This is a genomic window from Ruminococcus flavefaciens (genome assembly GCF_900108555.1).
GTDB lineage: Bacteria > Bacillota > Clostridia > Oscillospirales > Ruminococcaceae > Ruminococcus > Ruminococcus flavefaciens_P.
In genome coordinates this window covers 56268-79130 of record NZ_FNWV01000010.1, presented here as the reverse complement: position 1 = coordinate 79130, position 22863 = coordinate 56268, and the positions used below count along the sequence as shown (strand labels likewise).

Here is a 22863-nt window from a genome sequence, read left to right as displayed (position 1 = left end):
TATGAACGGAGCTGGTATTATGAAAAGAGTTTTTACATTCGTATCGACATTGGCGGTGGTACTGTGCCTGACAGCCTGTGCAGTACCTGTTGGCAGCAAAAGTTCGCGGAAGAACGGGCTTTCAAGTCCATTTTCTGCATCTGTCAGCATTACTCTTGACCGCCTTGAAGCTGAGGGCAGTATCAAACGCTTCGGCGAGGGAGTGTGGGAGATAGAGTTCTCCGAACCCAATACTCTCAGCGGCGTAAAGCTGGAATTCAGCGAGGGAAATGTCATAGCTTCATACAAGGGACTGACATTTTCTGTTCCCCAGTCGGCTGTGCCCGTAAAGGCAATGATGCTCAATCTTATGAAAGCAGTTGACGAAAACGCAAAAACGGAGGAGCTCAGCGGCAAGGAGGACGGCGATATGCTGAAAATAGAGGGCACTCTTGACGGCGGAGATTACACTCTTACCGTTGACAATGACGGTCTGCTCAGTAGGTTCGATATGCCCAACAATAAGCTTACCATGAGATTTACCGAGATGAAAACTGCGGAGATATCATTGGAGCAGGGAACTTCCGAAACTGTTGCCACTTCTGCTTCTGTAACATCATCGACCGATGTTCAGACAACGTTAACTACAAATGCATAAAGTTTGCGCGGACAGCTTTTGCTGTCCGCTTTTTGTTAGGGGAAAAATACCTGTTGATTATTTTAATGAATTATGGTATAATTAGGTGATTTCTGAATGAACAGGGGGAGAATGATGAAAAAAAGATACAGTATACCGCTTATTATCATAGCGGTCATGGTACTTCTGAATGTTATTTCTCGTTTCAGTACGGCTTTTTCGGATTTTTACGTGGAAAACATATTCCATTACATATCAGGTGCAGTCTCATTCGTTACGGGAGTATTTCCGTTTTCACTTGGGGAAATGCTGACGGTTGCGGCTGTAGTTCTTGTAATTATTGGCATACCGCTGTTCCTGCTGCTCCTCATATTCAGAAAGGGCAAACGCAAAAAAACTGCCGCATTTGCAGGTACGCTTGTATTGTGGATACTCTGTTATATTACCACCACCGAGACTATGAACTGCTTCATAATGTATCAGTGTACTCCTCTTGCGGAAAAATGCTTTCCCGATGCCCACGAGCATACCAACGAGGAGCTTACACAGCTTTATGGAGCACTTATAAAGAAATGCAACGAGCTCTCAAAGCAGGTGCAGCGAGATGAAAATGGCTGCTTCAAGCTTACCTGCGACTTTCAGAAAGAAGCAAAAACAGCTATGAAAAATGCTGCGGACAAGCTCTCGCCCCAGCTCAGAGGCTATTATCCCGATGCAAAGCCTATTGAGTTTTCATACTTTATGAGCCAGTCTCACCTTACGGGAATATATCTGCCATACACTATTGAAGCCAATTATAACGATGATATGATACGTGCAAACCTTCCGTCAACGGTCTGCCATGAGCTTGCTCATCTGAAAGGCTTTATACAGGAGGACGAAGCTAATTTCATATCCTTTGTGGCAGCTACAGGCAGCGATAATGTGGAATTTCAGTATTCGGGCTATCTTGATGCCCTTGAATATGTACATAATACGGTCTGGGACAACGAAGTCGAAGAAGCTTATCCGCTTTCTGGCGAGATATGCGAAGAAGTCCTCATGGACTGGTTCAGGTTCATGCCCGAGAATTACTGGGAAGAAAACGCAGATAAGGAAGTTATCTCCACCGAGACGGTCAGCGAGGCTTCAAGTGCGGCAATCGATACGAATATAAAGATGAACGGAAGAGATGAAGGCATAAAGGCTTATTCTATGGTAGTTGACCTTTTGCTCGATTACTATTTCCCGTAAAAACAGTGAATATCCAAAAGGAGAATAATAATGAAAACGCTAATTGCAGGTATTATAGCAATGACAGCAGTGATGGGCATACTTACAGGCTGCGGAAAAGATGCAGCCGATGATGCGGAAGAGTCCACAACAGCAGAAACGACCACCATTCCCGAAGAAGAGACCGATACAGAAGAGAAAACGACTGAACCAACTACAGAAAAAGCTTCCGATAAAGACAGCTCTTCAATGACGGAGGAAGATACAGTTCGTGAAGTGGCTGAAACATTCATTGACGCTTACAATGAACGTGATTACAGACAGCTTTTTGATATGATGAATATTGACGGCTATCTTGACGTTGTAAAGGCTGAAAAGAAGGTCATTGAAGATAAGGACGAAGATGAAAGTGTTATTGTAAAGAACGCTGTTAAATATCTGTATACGGATAACGATAACAGCCTGTCTGATGTAAAGACTGTCAAAAAAGCTTCGTACGATGATACGTATTTAACAAGGACAGGATATAACAAAGAAGCATATCTCAAGAAGTTCATTGAAGATAATGGCGGCATTGAAAAAAAAGATCATGCCGAATTTGAAAAAGCTTGTAATAGTCCTGCTGCTGATTTCGGCGCTGATGTTGAAGATATAAAAGCATACAGAGTAACTTTTGAGTATACAGGTGAAACTGAAAGCGGAGTCGGAGATATGCTGGTTTATAGTATCAATGACAGCGGCTGGAAGGTAGATGACGTTGTGTTTAATGCAAACAGGTCTGACGAGTTTATCCAAAGTGCTCAGAGTGTAAGAGAATACGGCGGATACGAGCTTATAAGCTCTTTCCGTGAAGCCGATATTGATATGGACGATTACGGCACTTCGTTATTTATTATCAGTTCAGATATGAGCAGAAATAAAAATGTTCCTGATTTTATAGATGTTGAGGAATTTGTTTATATGGTCAATGAAGGTGCGTTCATCGGCAGTGAGGATTGGTTCATAATAGCAGAGGGTTATGATGCATTATTGGCAGTTGTAAGTGATTCGAGCAATGATCTTGTATGTGCTTTAGATGCCGAGCCTGACTCTAATTTCAGCATCAGAAATGAAGACAGGAGCTCATTTATAGGTGATTATGAAATTTCAGGAAAGAACTATGATGAGATATATGAGCATTTTGCCGGTATGATAAATTAAAATGGAGGATTAAAAAATGAAAAAAGTGATCGCAGGAATTATCGCATTAACAGCAGTAATATGTTCATTTACAGGCTGCGGAAAGGACGCTGCCGATGATGCGGCAGGTACTTCCGCAAGCACAGCGGCAGAAACAACTGCTTCACAGGAGAAAACAACAGATGGAGAAGCAGCTTCTGCTGCATCAGCTGAAACAGGCACGTATGAAGATGCTGTCAAGGAGTTTGTCGAGGCATATATGGCAAACGACCGTCAGAAAACTCTCGAGATGCAGTACCCTGACGGTATAATGGATTTCGTCAAGGTATTTATGAGATCAGAAGAAAGTGAAGAATGGACCGAGGAAGATGTCATATCATTGTTGCAGTATGGTATGTATGATGATTTTGATGAAGACGCTAAAGTCACATTCAAGGGTATCGTCAGTGCCGAGCCGTTGAGAAGCGATGAAGAAAGTGAAATAAAAGAAACGTTCTCCACTGTAAAATGGGCAATTAACTACATAAATGAACATGGCGGACCTGATAAGGCAGACCCTGCTGAGCTTGATGAGGAGTGGGAGGATCTGGATTATGATGAGTACCCATGCGAAGTCGATATCGAAGAGGGCTATTATGTTACCTTTGAAATTGAAGACGATGAAAGTGAAGCTGATGAGGGAACTCTTTATGCTGTACGTATTAAGGGGGAAAATGGCTGGAAGATCAGTATAGGTGATATACATGGCAATGTTAAAGCAAACAGAAAAGATTCAATGAATTCCACAGCTTCTACTTTAGACAAAGCCCTGAATACTGCACTTGTGGAAATGGACGAACAGGACAAGCTGCCATCATCTGATTCAGCGTTTATTGTCAGCTCAGATGATAGTTTGAATTATAAAGTTCCCGATGATTTTGATATGGAATTCCTCAAAAAAAGAGTTCAGAATTATTTTGGAATGGTCACTGAGCTGGAATGGTTTGCTGTGATAAAAAATGGATACGTTGAGTATGCTGCTGTTGTTTATTCTGACGATCAGCAGTATGTAGGAACTTATCCTTCTGATTACATTATGGTTGCCGCAGGCGATGACGCTGATTCTTACACGGAACCTGACGAGAAAGCAGATGAGAGGACATTTAAAGAGCTTCACGATATCTGTGTTGAGGTCATCGGATAATAATACGATCAGCATATAAAAGTATACCTCCGAATATACTTGAAGTATCAAGTATTTCGGAGGTATGACCATGCAGGACAAGACTGTAAAGCAAAATCAGAACATAATACTCGAAAACCGCAAAAGCCTGAGCATATCGGGCATAACCGATGTTGACAGCTTCGATGAAAAGGAGATAAGCCTTTATACTCAGCTTGGCGAGCTCACCATACAGGGACGGGAACTTCACATCGACTCTATGAGCGTTGAAACGGGCGATATGACCATAACAGGCGATATATGGGCTATGATCTACGGTGACAGGGACAAAAAAGGTCCTTTATCCGCACTTGGAAGGCTGTTCCGATGAAAATGGCTGAGACCTTCTTCACCGTCAGTGAGGAACTGCGCCTTTTCGGACTTTCCTGCCTTATGGGAGCTATAGTCGGAGCGGCTTACGATGTGCTGAGAGTTTTCAGGATAATAACGCCCCATAACGGCTTTCTTACCGCAGCCGAGGATATATTTTTTCTGCTGCTTTATGCGATTTCGCTCACAGCCTTTTCCGAAGCTGCCGCAAGGAGCGAGATGAGAATGTATTTCGTCATAGGCAATGCTGTGGGATACGTGCTGTATTATGTTACCATAGGAAGCGTAGTTATGCGGACTATACGCAAGCTGTTCACGCTTATCGGAGCTCTGTTTAAGCTGATTTTCAGACCGTTAAAGCCTTGCTGTGCATTTTTACGTAAAAAAGCAACTGCTGAATTTGTAAGAAATTCCAAAATTATTGTTAAACCTATTAAAAAAATAAAAATAGTATTGCTAAACAGGCGGCATCTGTTGTATAATAAAATGGAAAATACAAAAGGGAAAGAACGTGAAAAGCGTGTCGAAGAAAATGAGACATGAAAAGGAAAAGAAGAAAGGTCTGTTCAACCGCGGACTTGTAAAACTTGCAGCATTTGCAGTAATAATCGGCTGCGGTGTTCTTATTGCATCAACTCAGAAAGACTGCGCCGAAAAAGAGGAGCAGGTAAGGCTGATACAGACTAAAATAGATGATTATGAGACCGAAAATGCCGAGCTGCAGCGTGTTCTTGACAGTGACGATCTGAATGAGTATATGGAAAAGGTCGCACTTGAGGAAAGAGGCTATGCCTACCCTGACGAGCGCAGATTCTACGACACTACAAGGGATTAATAGGGCTTGCGGAGACAGGTCCATAAAAAGGAGTTATAAATAAATATGCAGCTGGAAATTGGTAAGATCTATAATGGCAAGGTCAAGGGCATCACACAGTACGGAGCTTTCGTGGATATCGAAGGCGGCGGTACAGGTATGGTGCATATTTCCGAAATCGCCAATACATACGTTAGTGACATAAGAGAGCATTTGGCTGAGGATCAGGATGTAAAGGTCAAGGTCATCGGAATAAATGAAGCAGGAAAGGTAAGCCTTTCGATCAAGAAGGCTTCCGAGAACGGCGACTCTCAGCCGCGTCAGCGTCGTTTCGACAAAGGACAGGGCAAGTTCGATAAGGACGGCGGCAAAGGCGGCGAAAGAGGCAGTGACAGAGGCGGCGAAAGAAACAGCGACAGGGGCGACAGAGGTTTCGACAAGGGCGAGCGCAGCTTCGATAAAGGTGAGCGTCCTCAGCGCAGCAAGCCTGTTGTATGGGAGCCAAAGAAGCAGATCCCACCTTCAGAAATGACTTTCGAGGATATGATGTCACGCTTCAAGCAGACAAGTGAAGAGCGTATGTGTGATCTCAAGCGCAGTACTGACAGAAAAAACGGTACAAGAAGAAAATAATGAAAAAGTCTCCTATGGCGTGAGCTATAGGAGTTTTTTATATCCCTGAATAGCCTTTTTGTATGGGTAATACTTTGCTTTTTATTTGACAAAGCGGAAAATATGGAGTATAATGACTTTGTATTTTTTGGTTTAGGAGATGTATATAATGAACTCAGAGGTATATGGCAAGTATGAGATAATAGATGCTCATGCGCATATTTTCCCAGAGAAAATAGCGGAGAATGCGACAGAGAATATCGGACATTTTTATGGTATCCCAATGGACGGCAACGGAATGAGCCAAAGACTGCGTGAAGCAGGAAGCAAGATAGGCGTATCGAAATACCTTGTGTGCTCGACGGCTACTGCACCGCACCAGACAGAGAATATAAACATTTTTATTGCAAAGGAATGTGCCGAGCACAGCTGTTTTTACGGTTTCGGTACAACACACGCAGATTCGGAAGATCTTGAAAAGGACATCAACCAGATACTGAGCCTCGGACTACACGGTGTAAAGCTTCACCCTGATTTTCAGAAGTTTAATGCTGATTCACCCGAAGCCTTCAAGATATATGAGCTTATGGAGGGCAGACTGCCGCTGCTTATCCACTGCGGCGACAACAGGTATGATTATTCTGCTCCTCACCGTATAAGAAAGATACACGATAATTTTCCTAAGCTCAAGATACTTGCTGCTCATCTCGGCGGTTATCAGCAGTGGGACGCGGCAGTGGAGTGCCTTCCCGGGCTTGAAAATGTAAAAGTAGATTGCAGCAGTTCACTTGCGTTCCTTACTCCCGAAAAAGCTGCCCGTATCATAAGAAACTATGGTATAGAGAACTGCTTCTTCGGAGTTGATTTCCCTATGTGGAGCCATGAGGACGAGCTTATGCGCTTTTTGAAGTTAGGATTTACAGAAGAGGAAAATCAGAAGATACTTGCTGCCAATTTCAAAGAGTTCCTCGGACTTGAATAAATATATTCGGCGGACGGTCATTGACCGTCCTTTTTTGTAAAAATAGTATTAATAAAACAGTGGTACAGTTGACAAATCACGGTATATGGAGTAAAATAAAGAATGAGAAAACAAGGATATGATACCAGAGTAAAACTGCACAATCAGAGCAAGTCTGACTTGTGCATATATCTGAATTTTAGACCTGAATGAAAAAAATAAGCCTTTTCATGACATTTATTATATAGCACTGTAATTACTTGAAAGGAGTGTTTCTGAAATGAAAAAAACATTACGTACTGTTCTTACCGCCGCAGCTTTTGCCGCAGCAAATATGTGTGCAATGCCGACAGCAGCAAATGCAGTCAATGAGCAGCCAAAGGAGATCAATCCTGTTGAGGAAGTCGAGAGAAAATTCATGGCAGTATACGGACCGCCTCCGTCCATGCTGACAACAACATCGGCTACGACTTCAACATTGATAACTTCAACTACAACTACGCCGGTTTGTGTTTATGGTCCTATGACAACGGTATCTGTGACCTCGGATTATCTTGAAGATCTCACAACAATGACCACAACTACATTCCCGCCTACTGTTTACGGACCGCCTAAGGCATTCATGGGCGATGTGAACATGGACGGTGTTGTAGATATCTTTGATGCCGTTGCACTGAGAAAGGCTATCCTCTACGATGAGTACAGCGATGCAATAGATAGGTATTGGGCAGACCTCAATAAAGACGGGCAGATAAGCGTAGGCGATCTCGTTCGACTGAACAGATATCTCCTCGGAACTCTGAAAGATTTTGATGATCTTCCCGATAAAAACTGATAAATCAAGCGGAACATTATGTTCCGCTTTTTCTTTTACTAAATGCTCCAAATGGTTGACAAACCGCCATATATGGAGTAAAATAATAGTAAGAACACTAAGGGGGGCATGGACATGAAAAAGACGAGCAAGACAAAGTTAATGGCTGCCATGTTTGCGGCGGCTGCGGGACTTACAGGCTGCGATCACGGTAACAGTGACGTTCAGACAGTATACGGACCGCCCGTCACCGAAAATACTACCATGACGTCTGAGTACGATCCTGCAAAGGACGAAGTACAGGACGTTTACGGACCTCCTGTAACCGAAGCAGACAAAACCGAGGCTGCTACCGAATACAAGCCCGAAAAAGACAAGGTACAGCTGGTATATGGTCCGCCTGAGGAGTAAAAATGCACAATAAGAAAAGACTCCGTTTGTGCATATATCCGAAATTGAATTTATAAGGGAAAAACTGAGAGTTTTTCCGACATTTATTATACAGCACTGTAAAAATCTGAAAGGAGTGTTTATGAGATGAAAAAAACTATACGTACCGTTCTTACTGCCGCAGCTTTCGCAGCAGCAGGTGTGTCTGCAATGACTGCCGTTGCAGAAGGACGCGAACCTGTTCGTATGGAGTTCAACAATGAAACTGAGCGAGATGTGTTCAAGGAATTCTATGGGGCATACGGACCTCCGCCGACAAGTATCCCAATGTGGGACGAAACTACAACTACCGAAGCATTAGAAACGCTTACCTCAACTACGACAACATTGACAACTACGATGCCGAGAACAGTTTACGGTCCTACATCAACAAGCACTGTTACTACTTCCGAGCAGGAGGATATTGTTGAACTGACAACAACAATGCTGCCCCAGCCTGCTTACGGACCTGCTCCGACTATAAAGGGCGATGTGAACGGTGATTATACTGTTGATATCTTTGATTCAATAGCAATGAGAAAGGCTATACTTTTCGATGAATATGCTGATACCGTAAATCTTCATTTCAGCGATCTCAATAAGGACGGAAAAATAAGCGTCGGCGACCTTGTTATCCTTAACAAGTATCTTCTCGGAAAAATAAAGGATCTTGACAATTATCCAGCCAAGAAGGTAGACGATGAGATCGTTGTTACAACTACATATGATCCGAGGACTGATATAGTAGCTCCTGTTTACGGACCTGCTCCTGTATACGAAATAAGATCCTATGCAACTACAGCAGAAGAGCAATCAGCATCAGACGGCAATATAAATACAACAAACGAGGAGAAATAATATGCTCAGTATAGAAATGAAGCGCAAGCATCTTGAACAGATGAGAGAGTACAGAAGCAAACTTATGAAAGAGCCAAAGCTCCGTAATCTATTTCTTGAGCTTACTCTGCGCTGCAATGAGCGTTGTCTCCACTGCGGAAGCTACTGCGGCGATGTAACTTCGGAAGAGCTGTCGGTTGACCAGTACCGCACATTTCTTACACAGGTTAAGGAAGATATGACAACTGACGGAAAAATGCTCTGTATCACAGGCGGAGAGCCGCTTCTCAGGAAGGAATTCTTCGATATCATGGGCGTTGCACATGAACTCGGTTTCAGCTGGGGCATGACAAGTAATGCTACACTTATTGACGACAGTGTTGCCCGTGATCTTCAGAAAGTCGGCATGGGAACTATTTCCGTAAGTATAGACGGTCTTGAAGAGACTCACGACGCTTTCAGAAGAACTCCGGGCGGCTACAAGAAGGCTATGAAAGGTATCGAGAGCCTTCTGCGCGTGGGCGGATTTGAGAATGTGCAGATAACTACCGTTGTTACTCATCAGAATATCGGACAGCTTGATGAGCTTTACAAGATATTCAACGAAATGGACATCGACTCATGGCGTGTTATCAATATCGAGCCTATGGGACGTGCTAAGCAGCACCCCGAGCTTATCCTTACAAAAGAGGACTATCAGACTATCTTTGAGTTTATCAGAAATAAGCGCATAGCAGGAGAGCCTGTTACATACGGATGCAGTCATTATCTTGGCATGGAGTACGAGCGCGAAGTCCGTGACTGGTACTATCTCTGCACAGCAGGACTCTATACTGCAAGTATCACCGCAAACGGTGATATCATTGCCTGTCTCGATATCGAGCGCAGACCTGAATTTGTACAGGGAAATATCCTCAAGGACAGATTTAGTGAGGTATGGAAGAACAAGTTCCAGGTATTCAGACGCGATCTTGCAGACGATAACGAGAACTGCTCAAAGTGCTTCCACAAGGACTATTGTCACGGCGATGCTTTCCACAGCTGGGATTTTGACAATAACAAGCCGCTTGTCTGTTTCAAGGACATTCTTTTCTGAGTTAAGGGGTATCAATATATATATAAATGCGGAAGTCGTAAGACTTCCGCATTTTGTCGTTATATGAAGTTTATTCGTTTTCTTCGTCATAGAATACGTTGTAGTTCACTGCACGGTGACTGTAGGTGCTGAGAACGAGTCCGATAATGGCGTACATACTTATCATAGCCGTACCGCCTGCACTGAGGAAAGGCAGCGGAACGCCGATAACAGGAGCGACTTTTAGTACCATTCCGATATTCATTATACAGTGTGAAAAGATAAGTCCGAAGGCTCCCATGCAGATGAATTTGCCCAGATGATCGCGGCATACACGGCTGTCGCCGAAAATTTTAAGGCATATATAAGCGAGGATTATGATTATTCCGATAGAACCAACAAAGCCAAATACCTGTCCTGCGTATGTGAAGATGAAGTCGTTGTGTATTTCGGGAACTGTTATATAATCCTCGGGCTTGCCGAAGAGTCCTTTTCCGAATACTCCGCCAGATTTAAGGGCAGCAAGTCCCAGATCCTGCTGATATTCGATATATTCGGGATCAGTTCCGGGGTGGAAGAGAATGAGTATACGCTTTTTGTGGAACTCACTGAGTGCGAAGAACCACATTCCCACTACTCCGGCAGCGATAATGAAAGGAGCTGCCACAAGGTATTTCCACGATATTTTTGCCGAGCATATCATAAATGCGAATATAGCAGCGAATACGATAGCTGTTCCGTAGTCACCCTGCAAGCCGACGATGCCTATGGGTATCATGCCGTGGATTATGATCAGCAGCATATGCAGAGGTTTGTTCATTTCCTCCTCGTCACGGGAGAGATGATAGCCGAATGTGAGTATGAATGCCAGTTTCAGTACCTCAGATGGCTGGAACTGGATAAATCCGAGATTGAGCCAAGCCTGGTCGTCTGCACCTTGTCGCCTGTAGCCGAGAGAGGTGAAGGTGAGTGCCATAAGTCCCAGAGCAACTGGAACGAATATGAACCATAGCTTGACCAGCTTTCGGTAATCAATAAACGAGATTATGATCGCTGCAACTATACCTGCGCCCATTGAAAAAAGCTGAGTTTTCCAGTAGCTTGAACCAACTGACTCAAGCACCTTGTTCTGTGTGATCGAATAGATCAGCAGGGTACTTATTGCGGCGCACAGCGTAACTGCAAAAAGCAGTCCTCCGTCAATGCTGTGCTTGCCTGAGGGTAATTTTTTAAATGCCGATTTCATTGTTTCTCCTTTTTTCTTTATATATCTGTCTTTTTATATTATAGCAAAGTTGAGAGTTGAGAATTGAGAGTTGAAAGTTTCGGAGCCGTCTTCGGCGGTATGATCAGATAATGTGAGCAAAATAACCACATTAACTCTCAACTCTGAACTCTAAACTCTCAACTGTCATTCGTTCCAGTACTTGCGGTCAAGGCTTCTGAACTGAGCTGCTTCCGCAACGTGCTGTTTTTTTATTACTTCAGAACCGTCGATATCCGCGATAGTTCTTGATACTTTCAGTATGCGGTCGTAGGCTCTCGCGCTGAGTCCAAGCCTGTCGAATACATTTTTCATAAGTGTTTCGGCAGCATCGTCCATAGGACAAAGCTCCTGCAATTTATCGGGAGTTATCAGAGCATTGCAGGTAATGCCCGTGCCCTTGAAACGCTCCTCCTGTACAGCTCTTGCCGCCATAACACGCTTACGTATGTCAGCGGAGCTTTCTTCCTTGACTTTCGAGGAAAGGTCGCCGAATTCCACAGGCGCAACTTCGATGTGAAGGTCGAAGCGGTCGAGGAGCGGACCTGATATCTTTGAAAGGTATGATGCCACTTTGTTTTTAGGGCAGATGCATTTTCTCTTGGGGTGACCGTAATAGCCGCAGGGACATGGGTTCATCGCGCCTATGAGCATGATAGTGCATGGGTAAGTGATAGTTCCCGATGCACGGGCGATAGTCACCTTTCTGTCCTCAAGGGGCTGTCTGAGTATCTCCAGTGTCTTGCGGTCAAATTCCGCAAGCTCGTCCAGAAAAAGCAGACCGTTATGAGCGAGGGATACCTCTCCGGGGTGAGGGATACTGCCGCCGCCAGCCAGTCCTGCCGAGGAAATGGTATGATGAGGCGAGCGGAACGGTCTTTTTGTTATTATGGGGGTTTCGGGAGTAAGAAGTCCCGAAATCGAATGAACTTTTGTAGTTTCAAGTGCCTCCTCAAAGGTAAGCGGCGGAAGTATTGATGGCATACGCTTGGCGAGCATACTCTTTCCGCTTCCGGGCGAACCGATAAGCAGAGCGTTATGTCCGCCAGCCGCAGCTATCTCAAGAGCCTTTTTGGCGGACTGCTGTCCTCTTACGTCAGCAAAATCCAGAGTTTCGGTATATGCAGCTTCAGAAGGAACGTAGTGTTCACAGGGAACGAGCTTCTCTTCGTTGCGGAAATGCCTTATAAGCTCCTCTGCGTTATTTACAGCGTATATGTCCACACCGTCGATGACAGAGGCTTCCTTTGCATTGTCAGCAGGAACGAATACGGACTTTATGCCAAGCTCACGGGCAAGCATGACCATAGGGAGCACACCGTTTATCCTGCGGATATCGCCGTTTAAGGATATCTCGCCGATGAACGAACAGCCGTCAAGATCCTCGCTTATCATGCGCATACCGCGGAGAATTGCCATAAATATAGCCATATCATGCACAGAACCGCTCTTTTTTGTGTCGGCAGGCGCAAGATTTATCATTACCGAGGCTACAGGGAAGCTTATACTGCATGAGCGCAGAGCTGCCCTTATTCTTTCGCGGCTCTCCTTTACAACGGTATCGGGCAGTCCGACTACTTCAAACTGCGGATTTCCGCGGCTGATATCTATCTCCACATCAACAGGAAAAGCGTTGAGCCCGAAAAGTCCGAGACTTGAGACCTTCGCAAACATAATATGTCCCCCTTATTTCAATTTTAACGTGCTGTCAGAAAAAAACACCTCTTTATGATCTTTGGGTACGAATTTCTGTCCCACCGATAAATTGCGGTTTTGCCTTGCGACATTCAGTGCAGGCATTCCGCCGATATCGTTCGTATCAGCAGACTGCGGCTTAGTAAGGTTCGGGACAGGCTGTCTGCCGCCTGCTGCATTTGGAGCTATATTGCGTTCGCGCAAAGCTTTTTCGCGCAGAAGCTTTTCAAAATGTCTTTTGTTATAGCCGTTGGGACTGTTTTTCTTCATGTCATCATGGTCGGCAAGGACAGTGCTGAATATAGGGAAGCCCTCAGTGTTCCTCAGCTGCTTGTAATCCGAATATCCTTTAAGCGAACCTGAGCTTACATACATTCCGCCAATGCCGATAATAGCAGTTATGAAATCAAATGCCGAGATCCTTGCGATCAATGAACATACAAACGTCAGAACGTACAGAAAGAACATGATAACAGTGGCTATTTTGTGTTTTGTACAGCCGATGAGAGATATTCCTGCAATGACCAGACACATGATCAGCTGGAAAAGGCTGAAGCCAGCGCCCATGTTGAATGCGACCGTATCCTGTATAGTGAACATGAGAGGTACCCAGCCTGCCAGATGCATAGGTACCTGAAGCAGAGAGAAAAATGCCAATATACCGCTTACAGCGAGGGTGTAGAAAAAGGTCTTTCGGCTTATTTCTTCTATTTCGTCAAGCCTTCCGCGGCACACGGGATAGTGAGCGTGGTCGGGCTTTTCGATCAGTTCAGGGTTTTTCTTGAATTCCATATAATTCTCCAGTATAAAAAATTATGGTCTATATTATTATATCACTTTTTATCTTTGATGTAAACATTTTTGTATCAAAAATTATGTGCAGTTCTCATTGTCCTTGACAGCTGCGGACTGATGTGGTATGATAAAACAAAAAACGAAAGGGCAAAGGGCATGATAAAGGAAATCGTCAGAGATAAGGAGATACTGAGCATAAGATCGGAAGCGGCAACTAAAGCGGATATGCAGACTGTACGCGATCTTCTTGACACGGTAAAGGCAAACGAGGAACGCTGCGTGGGCATGGCTGCCAATATGATAGGAGTAAATAAGACTATACTTGTGGCACTTATAGGCGATGAATACGTGGCTATGATAAATCCTGTCATAGTAGATAAGTCAAAGGAGACATATGATACCGAGGAGGGCTGCCTTTCGCTTGACGGAGTTCGTCCCGTTACGCGCCATAATATAATCACAGTGGAGTATCTTGACAAGAAATTCAAACGCCGCCGCGGCATATTCCGCGATTTTGAGGCAGAGATAATACAGCACGAGATAGACCATTTCAGCGGCATTATCATATGACCTTTGATTAAATATAAAAAATATTTTCGGCGTTATTGACATAGAAAAAAACAGGTGCTATAATTAATCCATGAGTAAACCGTTGACGCGGAGATAAAGTTAATTATGATTCCACAGAGAGCCTGCGATGCTGAGAGTCAGGTGAAAAACAGATTAGCAAATGGACCGCCGAGGGTGCAGTCAAATGGGTGAACGCGATGCATGGAATAAAGCCTGTCGCGGTGCAGTAAGATGAACCTGCAATATTTTCCAGAGTATTCTGCAACGTTAAGATGTGCGTTAAGCATCAGGGATATGATAGTATCCTGTAAAGCGCACGGCAAAGCCGTGAATCAAGGTGGTACCGCGGATAAGTATATTCGTCCTTGACAGATCATATTGTTCTGTCAAGGACTTTTTTATTTCCCATGACAGTTCAGCGGAGGTGCTTTTATGAAATTTTTACCCGAATTCAGTACAGTACAAGAAATAGCCAAGAGCGGAAAATATGACATTGTTCCCGTAAGCTGTGAGATAATGTCTGATATCTGTACCCCTATCGAGGCTATAATGACACTGAAAAATGTTTCCACACACTGCTATATGCTTGAATCTGTGGCAGAAAAGGAAAAGTGGGGCAGATACACATTTCTCGGTTTTGATCCGAAGACACAGATAACTGCCTGCGGAAACGAGCTCACCATAGGTGATGTTAAAATGACATCAGAAGATCCGTCTGTACAGATCAGACAGATACTTGAAAAGTACAGAAGTCCTAAATTCGATTATCTTCCAACTTTCACAGGCGGATTTGTGGGATATTTCTCATATGATTTCCTTGCTTATACAGAAAAGACACTGCGTATAAAGACCGAGGATACAGAGAACTTCAAGGACGTAGACCTGATGCTTTTCGATAAGGTCATCGCATTCGACAACTTCCGTCAGAAGCTCATACTTATAGCAAATATGAAGCTTGATGAAGGTGAAGCAGGCTACAACAAGGCAAAGCTTGAACTCCAGCAAATGGCTGATCTGCTCAGGAACGGCGACCGTAAGAAAGAAACGGCAGGACACCTTAAAAGTGAAGTTACAGCACTTTTCAGCAAGGAAGAGTACTGCGAAATGGTGGAAAAGGCAAAGCATCATATCCACGATGGAGATATCTTCCAGATAGTCCTTTCAAACAGACTCAGTGCTGAGTTTGAGGGCAGTCTCCTCAATACCTACAGAGTGCTGAGAACTATAAATCCTTCACCGTATATGTTCTATTTTTCGGGAACAGATGTAGAGATAGCAGGTGCATCACCTGAGACTCTCGTAAAGCTTGAGGACGGAGTCCTCCACACATTCCCTCTTGCAGGCACAAGACCGAGAGGCAAGACTGAAAAAGAGGACAAAGAGCTTGAGGAAGGACTTCTCAAGGACGAAAAGGAGCTTGCAGAGCATAATATGCTTGTTGACCTCGGAAGAAACGATCTGGGCAAGATAAGCAAGTTCGGAAGCGTTGAGGTGGAAAAGCTCCACAGCATCGAGAGATATTCCCACGTAATGCACATAGGCTCTACAGTACGCGGAGAGATCAGGGAAGAGTTTGACGGTATAGACGCAGTAAGTGCCGTACTCCCCGCAGGTACGCTTTCGGGTGCTCCCAAGATAAGAGCCTGCCAGCTCATTGCAGAACTCGAAAACAACAAGCGCGGAATTTACGGCGGAGCAATAGGATACATCGACTTTACAGGAAATCTTGATACCTGTATCGCTATCCGTATCGCATATAAGAAAAACGGCAAGGTATTCGTAAGAAGCGGCGCAGGAATAGTTGCAGACTCAGTTCCCGAAAAGGAATATCAGGAGTGCATAAACAAGGCTGCGGCAGTAGTCAACGCTCTTAAACTTGCAGAGGAGGCAGATGCATGATACTTCTCATAGATAATTACGACAGCTTCTCCTATAACCTGTATCAGCTTATAGGAGCTATAGAGCCTGATATAAAGGTAATAAGAAACGACGAGATGACTGTTGCGGAGATAGAAAAGCTCAATCCGCAGCGTATAATCCTCTCACCGGGACCGGGACGTCCCGAGGACGCAGGCATCATAATCGAGGCTGCAAAAACAGTGTGCCAGAAGATACCGACTCTCGGTGTTTGTCTCGGTCATCAGGCAATATGCGCAGCATACGGTGCAACAGTTACCTACGCAAAGGAGCTTATGCACGGAAAGCAGTCCGTTATAAGCTTTATGAACAACAGCCCGTTATTCAAGGGAATAGACGAGGGAGCTCCCGTTGCAAGATATCATTCTCTTGCAGCAGATGCAAGTACGCTTCCCGATTGTCTCGAAGTTACAGCACTTGCCGATGACGGCGAGGTAATGGCAGTACAGCACAAGGAATACCCGATATACGGAGTTCAGTTCCACCCTGAGTCGATCATGACTCCCGATGGAAAGATAATGCTCAGGAACTTCATAGAATTATGAACTAAGAGCTAAGAACTAAGAACTTTGCAGGGGCGAACAGTTAAGCAGTGACCCAAATCTTTGATTTGGCTGGCAATGCTATATGCAGAGTTGTTTGCCCGACAGATAAAAATGAACCGTAGGGAGATGTTCCCTGCAAATGCTAACGGCTGATAGCTAACGGCTAATGGCTGAAACAGAAAGGAAAGATATCATGTCACAGTCAAAAGGAAGATTTGGCGTACACGGCGGACAGTATATCCCCGAAACGCTTATGAATGCGATCATTGAGCTTGAAGAGGCTTACGATCACTATAAGAACGATCCCGAGTTCAACAGAGAGCTTACAGAGCTTCTCAACAACTATGCAGGCAGACCTTCACTGCTCTACCGCGCAGATAAGCTCACAAGAGAGCTTGGCGGTGCTAAGATATACTTAAAGCGCGAGGACCTCAACCACACAGGTTCACACAAGATCAACAACGTTCTCGGACAGGCTCTTCTTGCTAAGAAAATGAGCAAGAAAAGACTTATCGCAGAGACAGGTGCAGGTCAGCACGGTGTTGCTACTGCAACAGCAGCAGCTCTCCTTGATATGGAGTGCGTAGTATTCATGGGCGAAGAGGACACAAAGAGACAGGCTCTCAACGTTTACCGTATGAAGCTCCTCGGCGCAGACGTTGTCCCTGTAAAAACAGGTACAGCTACACTTAAAGATGCTGTTTCAGAGGCAATGCGTGAGTGGACTTCACGTATCTCGGATACACATTACTGCCTCGGTTCAGTTATGGGACCACACCCCTTCCCGACTATAGTACGTGATTTTCAGGCAGTTATTTCCCGTGAGTCAAGAGCTCAGATACTTGAGGCTGAGGGCAGACTTCCCGATGCAGTCATCGCCTGCGTAGGCGGCGGCTCAAACGCTATCGGAAGCTTCTACCACTATATCCCCGATGAGGGAGTACGTCTTATCGGCTGTGAGGCAGCAGGCAGAGGCATCGACTCATTCGAGACAGCTGCAACAGTAAACACAGGAAGAATTGGTATATTCCACGGTATGAAGTCATACTTCTGTCAGGACGAATATGGTCAGATAGCACCTGTTTATTCTATCTCGGCAGGTCTTGACTATCCGGGCGTAGGTCCTGAGCACGCACATCTTCACGATATCGGCAGAGCTGAATATGTGCCGATAACAGATGACGAAGCAGTAAATGCTTTCGAGTATCTTTCACGTACAGAGGGTATTATCCCTGCAATAGAGTCTGCACACGCAATAGCTTATGCTATGAAGCTTGCTCCTACAATGGACAAGGACAAAATAATAATCGTAACAGTATCAGGACGCGGCGATAAGGACTGTGCAGCTATCGCACGTTACAGAGGGGAGGATATCTATGAGTAATATCAGATCAGCATTTGAAAACGGAAAGGCATTCATACCATTTATAACCTGCGGTGATCCCGACCTTGAAACTACTGCAAAGGTAGTTCGTGCAGCAGCAGAGAACGGCGCAGACCTTATCGAGCTTGGTATACCTTTTTCCGATCCTACAGCAGAAGGTCCTGTTATACAGGGGGCAAATATCCGCGCACTTGCAGGCGGAGTAACAACAGACAAGGTATTTGAGCTTGTAAAGGAGCTCCGCAAAGACGTAAAGATACCTTTTGTATTTATGACATATGCAAACGTTGTATTCTCCTACGATGCAGAGAGATTTATGGCAAGATGCTGCGAATGCGGAGTTGACGGTATCATACTTCCCGATCTTCCGTTTGAGGAAAAAGATGAGTTTTCAGCAGTAGCAAAGCAGTACGGAGTTGACCTTATCTCACTTATCGCACCTACATCTGAGAACCGCATCGCAATGATAGCGAAGGAAGCAGAGGGCTTTATCTACATCGTTTCAAGCCTCGGAGTTACAGGCATGAGAAGCGAGATAACAACAAACATCGGTGACCTCGTAAAGGTAGTGCGTGAGAATACAAATGTACCATGTGCAGTTGGCTTCGGTATCTCAAAGCCCGAGCAGGCACAGGCTATGGCAGCTGTATCCGACGGAGCTATCGTAGGTTCGGCTATAATCAAGATACTTGAAAAGTACGGCAAGGACGCAGCACCTTATGTAGGTGAATACGTTAAGGAAATGAAAGAAGCGGTAGCGAAAGCATAATTTGCAGCGTGACGCTGCACCCTTGCTCCGCGATAAAATACCTGCGAAAAGAAAAGGTATCGCCGCGAGGGGGAATGAATAAAAGGCGAATAACATCGCGTGATTTGCTGAATTATGCTTTGAGCCGTTATCCCATTGTACGGGGCGATGCCCACATCGCCCCGTAGATATTATTGTTGTATCACGGGCGGATAATATCCGCCCCTGCAAGGGACGTCGAGTGACTTCCTACAGTGTAGGGAGATGTCCGTAGGACAGAGAGTAGGTGCAGCTGTTAGCTGCGCCGTCCCCTACAAATGTAAATTATAATATAAAGGAGTTTTAATTATGATCAAAGAGGCAATCGAAAAGATCGTTGACAAGCAGGATCTGACATATGATGAGGCTTACAAGGTAATATCCGAGATCATGGCAGGAGAGACAACTCCTACACAGAATGCAGCTTTTCTTGCAGCTCTTTCCACAAAGAGCACAAAGGCTGAGACAATAGACGAGATAACAGGCTGTGCAGCTGCTATGCGTGATGCAGCTATAAAGTTCGAGCATAACATGGATCTTCTTGAAATTGTCGGAACAGGCGGAGATAATGCTCACAGCTTCAATATCTCAACAACTTCCGCATTTGTTATCGCAGCAGCAGGTATAAAGGTATCAAAGCACGGCAACCGTGCTGCATCTTCACTTTCGGGAACTGCTGACTGTCTCGAAGCTCTCGGCGCAAATATAAATCTTGAGCCTGAAAAGTGCAGACAGCTTCTTGAAAACGTTGGCTTCTGCTTCTTCTTCGCTCAGAAATATCATACTTCCATGAAGTACGTAGGACCTATCCGTAAGGAACTTGGCTTCAGAACTGTTTTCAATATCCTCGGACCTCTTACAAATCCTGCCTGCCCTAATCATCACCTTCTCGGTGTATATGACAGAGTTCTTCTTGAACCTGTTGCAGAGGTACTTATGAAGCTGGGTTCAAAGAACGGTATGGTAGTATTCGGCACAGACAAGCTTGATGAGATATCACTGAGCGCACCTACTGCTGTATGCGAGTACAAGGACGGCTGGATGAAGAATTATAAGATAACTCCCGAGCAGTTCGGCTTTGAACGCTGCACAAAGGACGACCTCAAGGGCGGTACACCTGAGGAGAATGCAGCTATAACACGCGGTATCCTTGCAGGCGAGATAAAGGGACACAAGAGAAACGCAGTTCTTCTCAATGCAGGTGCAGCTATATATATCGGCGGCAAGGCTGAGTCTATGGCAGACGGTGTTGCAAAGGCAGCCGAGCTTATCGACAGCGGCAAGGCACTTGAAACTATGGATAAATTCGTAGCAGAGTCCAATAACTGAGGTGGAAAATGACTATACTTGACAAGCTTGCCGACCATGCCCGTGAGCGTGTGGAGGCTGCTAAGAAGGATATTTCAGCAGATCATATAAAAAAGCTGGCACTTGAACTGCCAAAGGGAAAGTTCGAGTTTGAAAATGCACTGAAGAAGGACGATATCGCTTTTATATGCGAGTGCAAGAAGGCTTCTCCCTCAAAGGGCGTTATAGCCGAGGACTTCCCTTATCTCACCATTGCAAAGGAGTACGAAGCAGCAGGAGCTGACTGCATTTCAGTACTCACAGAGCCTAAGTGGTTTCTGGGCAGCAACGAATATCTCCGTGAGATAGCTGCAAATGTGAGTATCCCTTGTATCCGTAAGGACTTCACAGTAGATGAGTACATGATATATGAAGCAAAGCTTCTCGGCGCAAAGGCTGTTCTGCTCATATGCTCGATACTTACTCAGGAGCAGATAAGCGAATACATCGGCATATGCGACGAGCTGGGATTATCAGCCCTCGTTGAAGCTCACGACGAAGCGGAGCTTCGCATGGCTGTTGCCGCAGGAGCTCGCATCATCGGTGTCAACAACCGTAATTTAAAGGATTTTTCTGTAGATACAGGCAACAGCCGCCGTTTGCGCGAGCTTGCTCCCGCAAATGTGAGCTTCGTATCCGAGAGCGGAGTTCAGTCCGCTGAGGATATAAGGCTTCTTCGTGAAGCAGGAGTCAACGCAGTTCTCATAGGCGAGACTCTTATGCGCGCGGCTGATAAGAAAGCGAAGCTTGCTGAGCTGAAAGGATAATATGACAAAGATAAAGATGTGCGGACTGCGCAGAGAAGCCGATATTGAATATGCAAACAGCATAAAGCCCGAGTATATCGGATATGTATTTGCAAAGTCCAGCAAGAGATATGTACAGCCTGAGACTGCTGCCCAGCTTACGAAAAAGCTTGACAGCAGTATAACACCTGTTGGAGTTTTCGTTAATTCGCCCATAGAGGAGGTTATCGGCATAGTCCGCAGCGGTGCTATAAGAGCTGTGCAGCTTCACGGGGAAGAGAGCGAGGATTACGCAGCGGAACTTAAAAAGCTGGGTATCTGCGTCATACGTGCATTTAAAGTTCGCTCGAAAGCCGATATAAAAGCCGCTGAGAGCAGCTGTGCGGACTATGTGCTGCTTGATTCGGGACAAGGCTCGGGCGAGACTTTTGACTGGTCGGTCATCGGTGAGATAAAGCGTGAATACTTCCTTGCAGGCGGACTTACAGCCGACAATGCAGGTGAAGCGATAAAAACGCTCCGACCTTATGCAGTTGACGCAAGCTCCTGCCTTGAAGTGGACGGCTTAAAGGACTTCGACAAAATGAACGCCTTTGCACAGGCAGTCAGAAAATGAATAAACTGCTTCCTGAATATTCAGATATACATTTGACTTGAATGAGCCGATGTGTTATACTGAAATATGAAGGAGGCAGTTTTTTATGACAAAAATAGACCTTATAACGGGGATACTCGGTTCGGGAAAGACCACGTTCCTGATGAAATATGCGCGGCATTTCATAGATAAAGGCGAGAATATCGCCATTCTTGAAAACGATTTCGGCGCTGTCAATATAGATATGATGATATTGCAGGAACTTAAATGCGACAACTGCCGCCTTGAAATGATAGCAGGGGGCTGCGACGCGGACTGCCACAAAAGACGCTTCAAGACACAGCTCATTTCTCTCGGTATGCAGCATTTCGACCGCGTACTTGTCGAGCCTTCGGGCATTTTCGATATGGACGAATTCTTCGACATACTCCATGAATCTCCCCTTGACAGGTGGTTTGAGATAGGCAGCGTACTCACTATCGTTGATGCGGAAATGGAGGAGCAGCTTTCGGAGCAAATGGAGTACCTTCTCGGCTCGGAAGCAGCCTGCTGCGGAAAGCTTATTCTCAGCAAGCTTGGTAATATAAAGAATGAAACGACTGAGCAAACATCTGAGCGTATATTATCTCACGTTAATCATGCCCTTGAAGCTATACGCTGTGACCGCAGACTTGCAATGCGCGATATAGTCGCTAAGGACTGGGAGACTTTTGACGAGGACGATCACAGGCTCTTCAAAAATGCAGGCTATCGCGGTTCGAGCTATGTGAAGAAATTCAGTCCCGAGGATATACAGAGCTCGGTACACTATTTCATGCATATAAATATTGATAAGGGCGAGATATCGCCGCTTATCAGCAGGATAATGAACGATGAGAGCTGCGGCAGTATTTTCAGGATAAAGGGCTCTCTGCCTGTTGAAGGGGGCTGGCTGAAAGTCAACGCAACCCGTGAAAAGACTGAGATATCCCCTGTAGATGAGGGACAGCCCGTGCTTATCGTCATTGGCGATGATGTATGCCGCGAGCGGATAGACGAACATATCAAGCCGCTCAACACCGATGAAGAATATGTTTCAATATAGCTTTTAAAGGAACGCCGCTTTGGCGTTCTTTTTTCACCTTAAATGCAGGAGTGG

The 22863-nt window shown here is 45.1% G+C and carries 25 protein-coding genes; 22 read left to right on the top strand and 3 right to left on the bottom strand.

Going from position 1 to position 22863, the window contains the following annotated elements; all coding sequences use genetic code 11:
* Nucleotides 1-19 precede the first annotated feature (19 nt).
* The 13 genes from BLW60_RS12890 (at nucleotide 20) to BLW60_RS12830 (ending at nucleotide 10101) form a co-directional block, all read left to right on the top strand.
* Nucleotides 20-637: a hypothetical protein gene (locus BLW60_RS12890; RefSeq protein WP_074718062.1), complete on the top strand. Its 618-nt coding sequence runs from the start codon at nucleotides 20-22 to the stop codon at nucleotides 635-637.
* A 114-nt stretch (nucleotides 638-751) separates the two neighbouring features.
* Entirely contained in the window at nucleotides 752-1849 is a 1098-nt protein-coding gene (locus BLW60_RS12885; protein WP_074718060.1) for a DUF3810 domain-containing protein, read from the top strand.
* A 30-nt stretch (nucleotides 1850-1879) separates the two neighbouring features.
* Complete coding sequence (locus tag BLW60_RS12880; protein WP_074718058.1) at nucleotides 1880-3028, top strand: hypothetical protein; 1149 nt, start codon at nucleotides 1880-1882, stop codon at nucleotides 3026-3028.
* Nucleotides 3029-3044: 16 nt separating this feature from the next.
* Entirely contained in the window at nucleotides 3045-4190 is a 1146-nt protein-coding gene (locus BLW60_RS12875; RefSeq protein ID WP_074718056.1) for a hypothetical protein, read from the top strand.
* Between the two features lie 70 nt (nucleotides 4191-4260).
* On the top strand, nucleotides 4261-4539 hold the full coding sequence (yabP, locus tag BLW60_RS12870) for a sporulation protein YabP (RefSeq protein ID WP_074718054.1): 279 nt from the start codon (nucleotides 4261-4263) through the stop codon (nucleotides 4537-4539).
* On the top strand, nucleotides 4536-5081 hold the full coding sequence (gene yabQ, locus BLW60_RS12865; RefSeq protein ID WP_074718052.1) for a spore cortex biosynthesis protein YabQ: 546 nt from the start codon (nucleotides 4536-4538) through the stop codon (nucleotides 5079-5081). Before yabP ends, yabQ begins: the two co-directional genes overlap by 4 nt.
* Nucleotides 5071-5373: a hypothetical protein gene (locus tag BLW60_RS12860; protein ID WP_074718051.1), complete on the top strand. Its 303-nt coding sequence runs from the start codon at nucleotides 5071-5073 to the stop codon at nucleotides 5371-5373. Before yabQ ends, BLW60_RS12860 begins: the two co-directional genes overlap by 11 nt.
* 45 nt (nucleotides 5374-5418) lie before the next feature.
* The gene (locus BLW60_RS12855; protein ID WP_074718049.1) at nucleotides 5419-5985 is read left to right on the top strand and encodes a S1 RNA-binding domain-containing protein; all 567 of its coding nucleotides are present in this window, start codon (nucleotides 5419-5421) and stop codon (nucleotides 5983-5985) included.
* A gap of 148 nt (nucleotides 5986-6133) precedes the next feature.
* Nucleotides 6134-6946, top strand: coding sequence for an amidohydrolase family protein (locus BLW60_RS12850; protein WP_074718047.1), 813 nt, complete (start codon nucleotides 6134-6136; stop codon nucleotides 6944-6946).
* Nucleotides 6947-7205: 259 nt separating this feature from the next.
* On the top strand, nucleotides 7206-7760 hold the full coding sequence (locus tag BLW60_RS12845; RefSeq protein ID WP_074718044.1) for a dockerin type I repeat-containing protein: 555 nt from the start codon (nucleotides 7206-7208) through the stop codon (nucleotides 7758-7760).
* Nucleotides 7761-7874: 114 nt separating this feature from the next.
* Nucleotides 7875-8150: a hypothetical protein gene (locus tag BLW60_RS12840; protein WP_074718043.1), complete on the top strand. Its 276-nt coding sequence runs from the start codon at nucleotides 7875-7877 to the stop codon at nucleotides 8148-8150.
* Between the two features lie 126 nt (nucleotides 8151-8276).
* Complete coding sequence (locus tag BLW60_RS12835; protein WP_074718041.1) at nucleotides 8277-9026, top strand: dockerin type I domain-containing protein; 750 nt, start codon at nucleotides 8277-8279, stop codon at nucleotides 9024-9026.
* Between the two features lies 1 nt (nucleotide 9027).
* Nucleotides 9028-10101 carry a radical SAM/SPASM domain-containing protein gene (locus tag BLW60_RS12830; RefSeq protein WP_074718039.1) on the top strand — a complete coding sequence of 358 codons (1074 nt, stop codon included), beginning with the start codon at nucleotides 9028-9030 and terminating at the stop codon, nucleotides 10099-10101.
* Between the two features lie 70 nt (nucleotides 10102-10171).
* Here the strand turns inward: BLW60_RS12830 and BLW60_RS12825 are convergent, their stop codons facing one another.
* From BLW60_RS12825 to BLW60_RS12815, 3 genes are all read right to left on the bottom strand, one after another.
* A complete protein-coding gene (locus BLW60_RS12825) occupies nucleotides 10172-11326 on the bottom strand; it encodes an FtsW/RodA/SpoVE family cell cycle protein (protein WP_074718038.1) in 1155 nt (384 codons plus the stop codon).
* A 165-nt stretch (nucleotides 11327-11491) separates the two neighbouring features.
* Nucleotides 11492-13018 (bottom strand): YifB family Mg chelatase-like AAA ATPase, encoded by a 1527-nt coding sequence (locus BLW60_RS12820; protein ID WP_074718036.1) that lies wholly within the window; start codon nucleotides 13016-13018, stop codon nucleotides 11492-11494.
* Nucleotides 13019-13030: 12 nt separating this feature from the next.
* On the bottom strand, nucleotides 13031-13831 hold the full coding sequence (locus BLW60_RS12815; RefSeq protein ID WP_074718033.1) for a hypothetical protein: 801 nt from the start codon (nucleotides 13829-13831) through the stop codon (nucleotides 13031-13033).
* A 159-nt stretch (nucleotides 13832-13990) separates the two neighbouring features.
* On the opposite strand from BLW60_RS12815, the gene BLW60_RS12810 reads away from it, so the two are divergent.
* The 9 genes from BLW60_RS12810 (at nucleotide 13991) to BLW60_RS12770 (ending at nucleotide 22809) form a co-directional block, all read left to right on the top strand.
* Nucleotides 13991-14404 carry a peptide deformylase gene (locus BLW60_RS12810; RefSeq protein WP_074718106.1) on the top strand — a complete coding sequence of 138 codons (414 nt, stop codon included), beginning with the start codon at nucleotides 13991-13993 and terminating at the stop codon, nucleotides 14402-14404.
* A gap of 432 nt (nucleotides 14405-14836) precedes the next feature.
* Nucleotides 14837-16303 carry an anthranilate synthase component I gene (gene trpE, locus BLW60_RS12805; protein WP_074718031.1) on the top strand — a complete coding sequence of 489 codons (1467 nt, stop codon included), beginning with the start codon at nucleotides 14837-14839 and terminating at the stop codon, nucleotides 16301-16303.
* On the top strand, nucleotides 16300-16866 hold the full coding sequence (locus tag BLW60_RS12800) for an anthranilate synthase component II (RefSeq protein WP_074718029.1): 567 nt from the start codon (nucleotides 16300-16302) through the stop codon (nucleotides 16864-16866). Before trpE ends, BLW60_RS12800 begins: the two co-directional genes overlap by 4 nt.
* 193 nt (nucleotides 16867-17059) lie before the next feature.
* Entirely contained in the window at nucleotides 17060-18250 is a 1191-nt protein-coding gene (trpB, locus tag BLW60_RS12795; RefSeq protein WP_074718027.1) for a tryptophan synthase subunit beta, read from the top strand.
* Nucleotides 18243-19019, top strand: a complete 777-nt coding sequence (gene trpA, locus BLW60_RS12790; protein WP_074718025.1) for a tryptophan synthase subunit alpha — start codon at nucleotides 18243-18245, stop codon at nucleotides 19017-19019. The genes trpB and trpA overlap by 8 nt, the downstream gene beginning before the upstream one ends.
* A gap of 327 nt (nucleotides 19020-19346) precedes the next feature.
* Nucleotides 19347-20366 carry an anthranilate phosphoribosyltransferase gene (trpD, locus tag BLW60_RS12785; protein ID WP_074718023.1) on the top strand — a complete coding sequence of 340 codons (1020 nt, stop codon included), beginning with the start codon at nucleotides 19347-19349 and terminating at the stop codon, nucleotides 20364-20366.
* Between the two features lie 8 nt (nucleotides 20367-20374).
* Nucleotides 20375-21151, top strand: coding sequence for an indole-3-glycerol phosphate synthase TrpC (gene trpC, locus BLW60_RS12780; protein ID WP_074718021.1), 777 nt, complete (start codon nucleotides 20375-20377; stop codon nucleotides 21149-21151).
* Between the two features lies 1 nt (nucleotide 21152).
* Nucleotides 21153-21746: a phosphoribosylanthranilate isomerase gene (locus tag BLW60_RS12775; RefSeq protein WP_074718019.1), complete on the top strand. Its 594-nt coding sequence runs from the start codon at nucleotides 21153-21155 to the stop codon at nucleotides 21744-21746.
* Nucleotides 21747-21831: 85 nt separating this feature from the next.
* Entirely contained in the window at nucleotides 21832-22809 is a 978-nt protein-coding gene (locus BLW60_RS12770) for a GTP-binding protein (RefSeq protein WP_074718017.1), read from the top strand.
* The last annotated feature ends 54 nt before the right edge of the window (nucleotides 22810-22863 follow it).

Excerpts from the sequence above, each read along its gene's own strand:
- BLW60_RS12830 (WP_074718039.1), top strand. The coding sequence starts at position 9,028 with ATGCTCAGTATAGAAATGAAGCGCAAGCATCTTGAACAGATGAGAGAG.
- BLW60_RS12875 (WP_074718056.1), top strand. The coding sequence starts at position 3,045 with ATGAAAAAAGTGATCGCAGGAATTATCGCATTAACAGCAGTAATATGT.
- trpA (WP_074718025.1), top strand. The coding sequence starts at position 18,243 with ATGAGTAATATCAGATCAGCATTTGAAAACGGAAAGGCATTCATACCA.
- BLW60_RS12860 (WP_074718051.1), top strand. The coding sequence starts at position 5,071 with ATGAGACATGAAAAGGAAAAGAAGAAAGGTCTGTTCAACCGCGGACTT.
- BLW60_RS12800 (WP_074718029.1), top strand. The coding sequence starts at position 16,300 with ATGATACTTCTCATAGATAATTACGACAGCTTCTCCTATAACCTGTAT.
- BLW60_RS12845 (WP_074718044.1), top strand. The coding sequence starts at position 7,206 with ATGAAAAAAACATTACGTACTGTTCTTACCGCCGCAGCTTTTGCCGCA.
- yabP (WP_074718054.1), top strand. The coding sequence starts at position 4,261 with ATGCAGGACAAGACTGTAAAGCAAAATCAGAACATAATACTCGAAAAC.
- BLW60_RS12855 (WP_074718049.1), top strand. The coding sequence starts at position 5,419 with ATGCAGCTGGAAATTGGTAAGATCTATAATGGCAAGGTCAAGGGCATC.
- BLW60_RS12815 (WP_074718033.1), bottom strand. The coding sequence starts at position 13,831 with ATGGAATTCAAGAAAAACCCTGAACTGATCGAAAAGCCCGACCACGCT.
- yabQ (WP_074718052.1), top strand. The coding sequence starts at position 4,536 with ATGAAAATGGCTGAGACCTTCTTCACCGTCAGTGAGGAACTGCGCCTT.
- BLW60_RS12820 (WP_074718036.1), bottom strand. The coding sequence starts at position 13,018 with ATGTTTGCGAAGGTCTCAAGTCTCGGACTTTTCGGGCTCAACGCTTTT.
- BLW60_RS12825 (WP_074718038.1), bottom strand. The coding sequence starts at position 11,326 with ATGAAATCGGCATTTAAAAAATTACCCTCAGGCAAGCACAGCATTGAC.
- BLW60_RS12850 (WP_074718047.1), top strand. The coding sequence starts at position 6,134 with ATGAACTCAGAGGTATATGGCAAGTATGAGATAATAGATGCTCATGCG.
- trpE (WP_074718031.1), top strand. The coding sequence starts at position 14,837 with ATGAAATTTTTACCCGAATTCAGTACAGTACAAGAAATAGCCAAGAGC.
- trpB (WP_074718027.1), top strand. The coding sequence starts at position 17,060 with ATGTCACAGTCAAAAGGAAGATTTGGCGTACACGGCGGACAGTATATC.
- BLW60_RS12880 (WP_074718058.1), top strand. The coding sequence starts at position 1,880 with ATGAAAACGCTAATTGCAGGTATTATAGCAATGACAGCAGTGATGGGC.
- BLW60_RS12810 (WP_074718106.1), top strand. The coding sequence starts at position 13,991 with ATGATAAAGGAAATCGTCAGAGATAAGGAGATACTGAGCATAAGATCG.
- BLW60_RS12840 (WP_074718043.1), top strand. The coding sequence starts at position 7,875 with ATGAAAAAGACGAGCAAGACAAAGTTAATGGCTGCCATGTTTGCGGCG.
- BLW60_RS12770 (WP_074718017.1), top strand. The coding sequence starts at position 21,832 with ATGACAAAAATAGACCTTATAACGGGGATACTCGGTTCGGGAAAGACC.
- BLW60_RS12890 (WP_074718062.1), top strand. The coding sequence starts at position 20 with ATGAAAAGAGTTTTTACATTCGTATCGACATTGGCGGTGGTACTGTGC.
- BLW60_RS12775 (WP_074718019.1), top strand. The coding sequence starts at position 21,153 with ATGACAAAGATAAAGATGTGCGGACTGCGCAGAGAAGCCGATATTGAA.
- trpD (WP_074718023.1), top strand. The coding sequence starts at position 19,347 with ATGATCAAAGAGGCAATCGAAAAGATCGTTGACAAGCAGGATCTGACA.
- trpC (WP_074718021.1), top strand. The coding sequence starts at position 20,375 with ATGACTATACTTGACAAGCTTGCCGACCATGCCCGTGAGCGTGTGGAG.
- BLW60_RS12885 (WP_074718060.1), top strand. The coding sequence starts at position 752 with ATGAAAAAAAGATACAGTATACCGCTTATTATCATAGCGGTCATGGTA.
- BLW60_RS12835 (WP_074718041.1), top strand. The coding sequence starts at position 8,277 with ATGAAAAAAACTATACGTACCGTTCTTACTGCCGCAGCTTTCGCAGCA.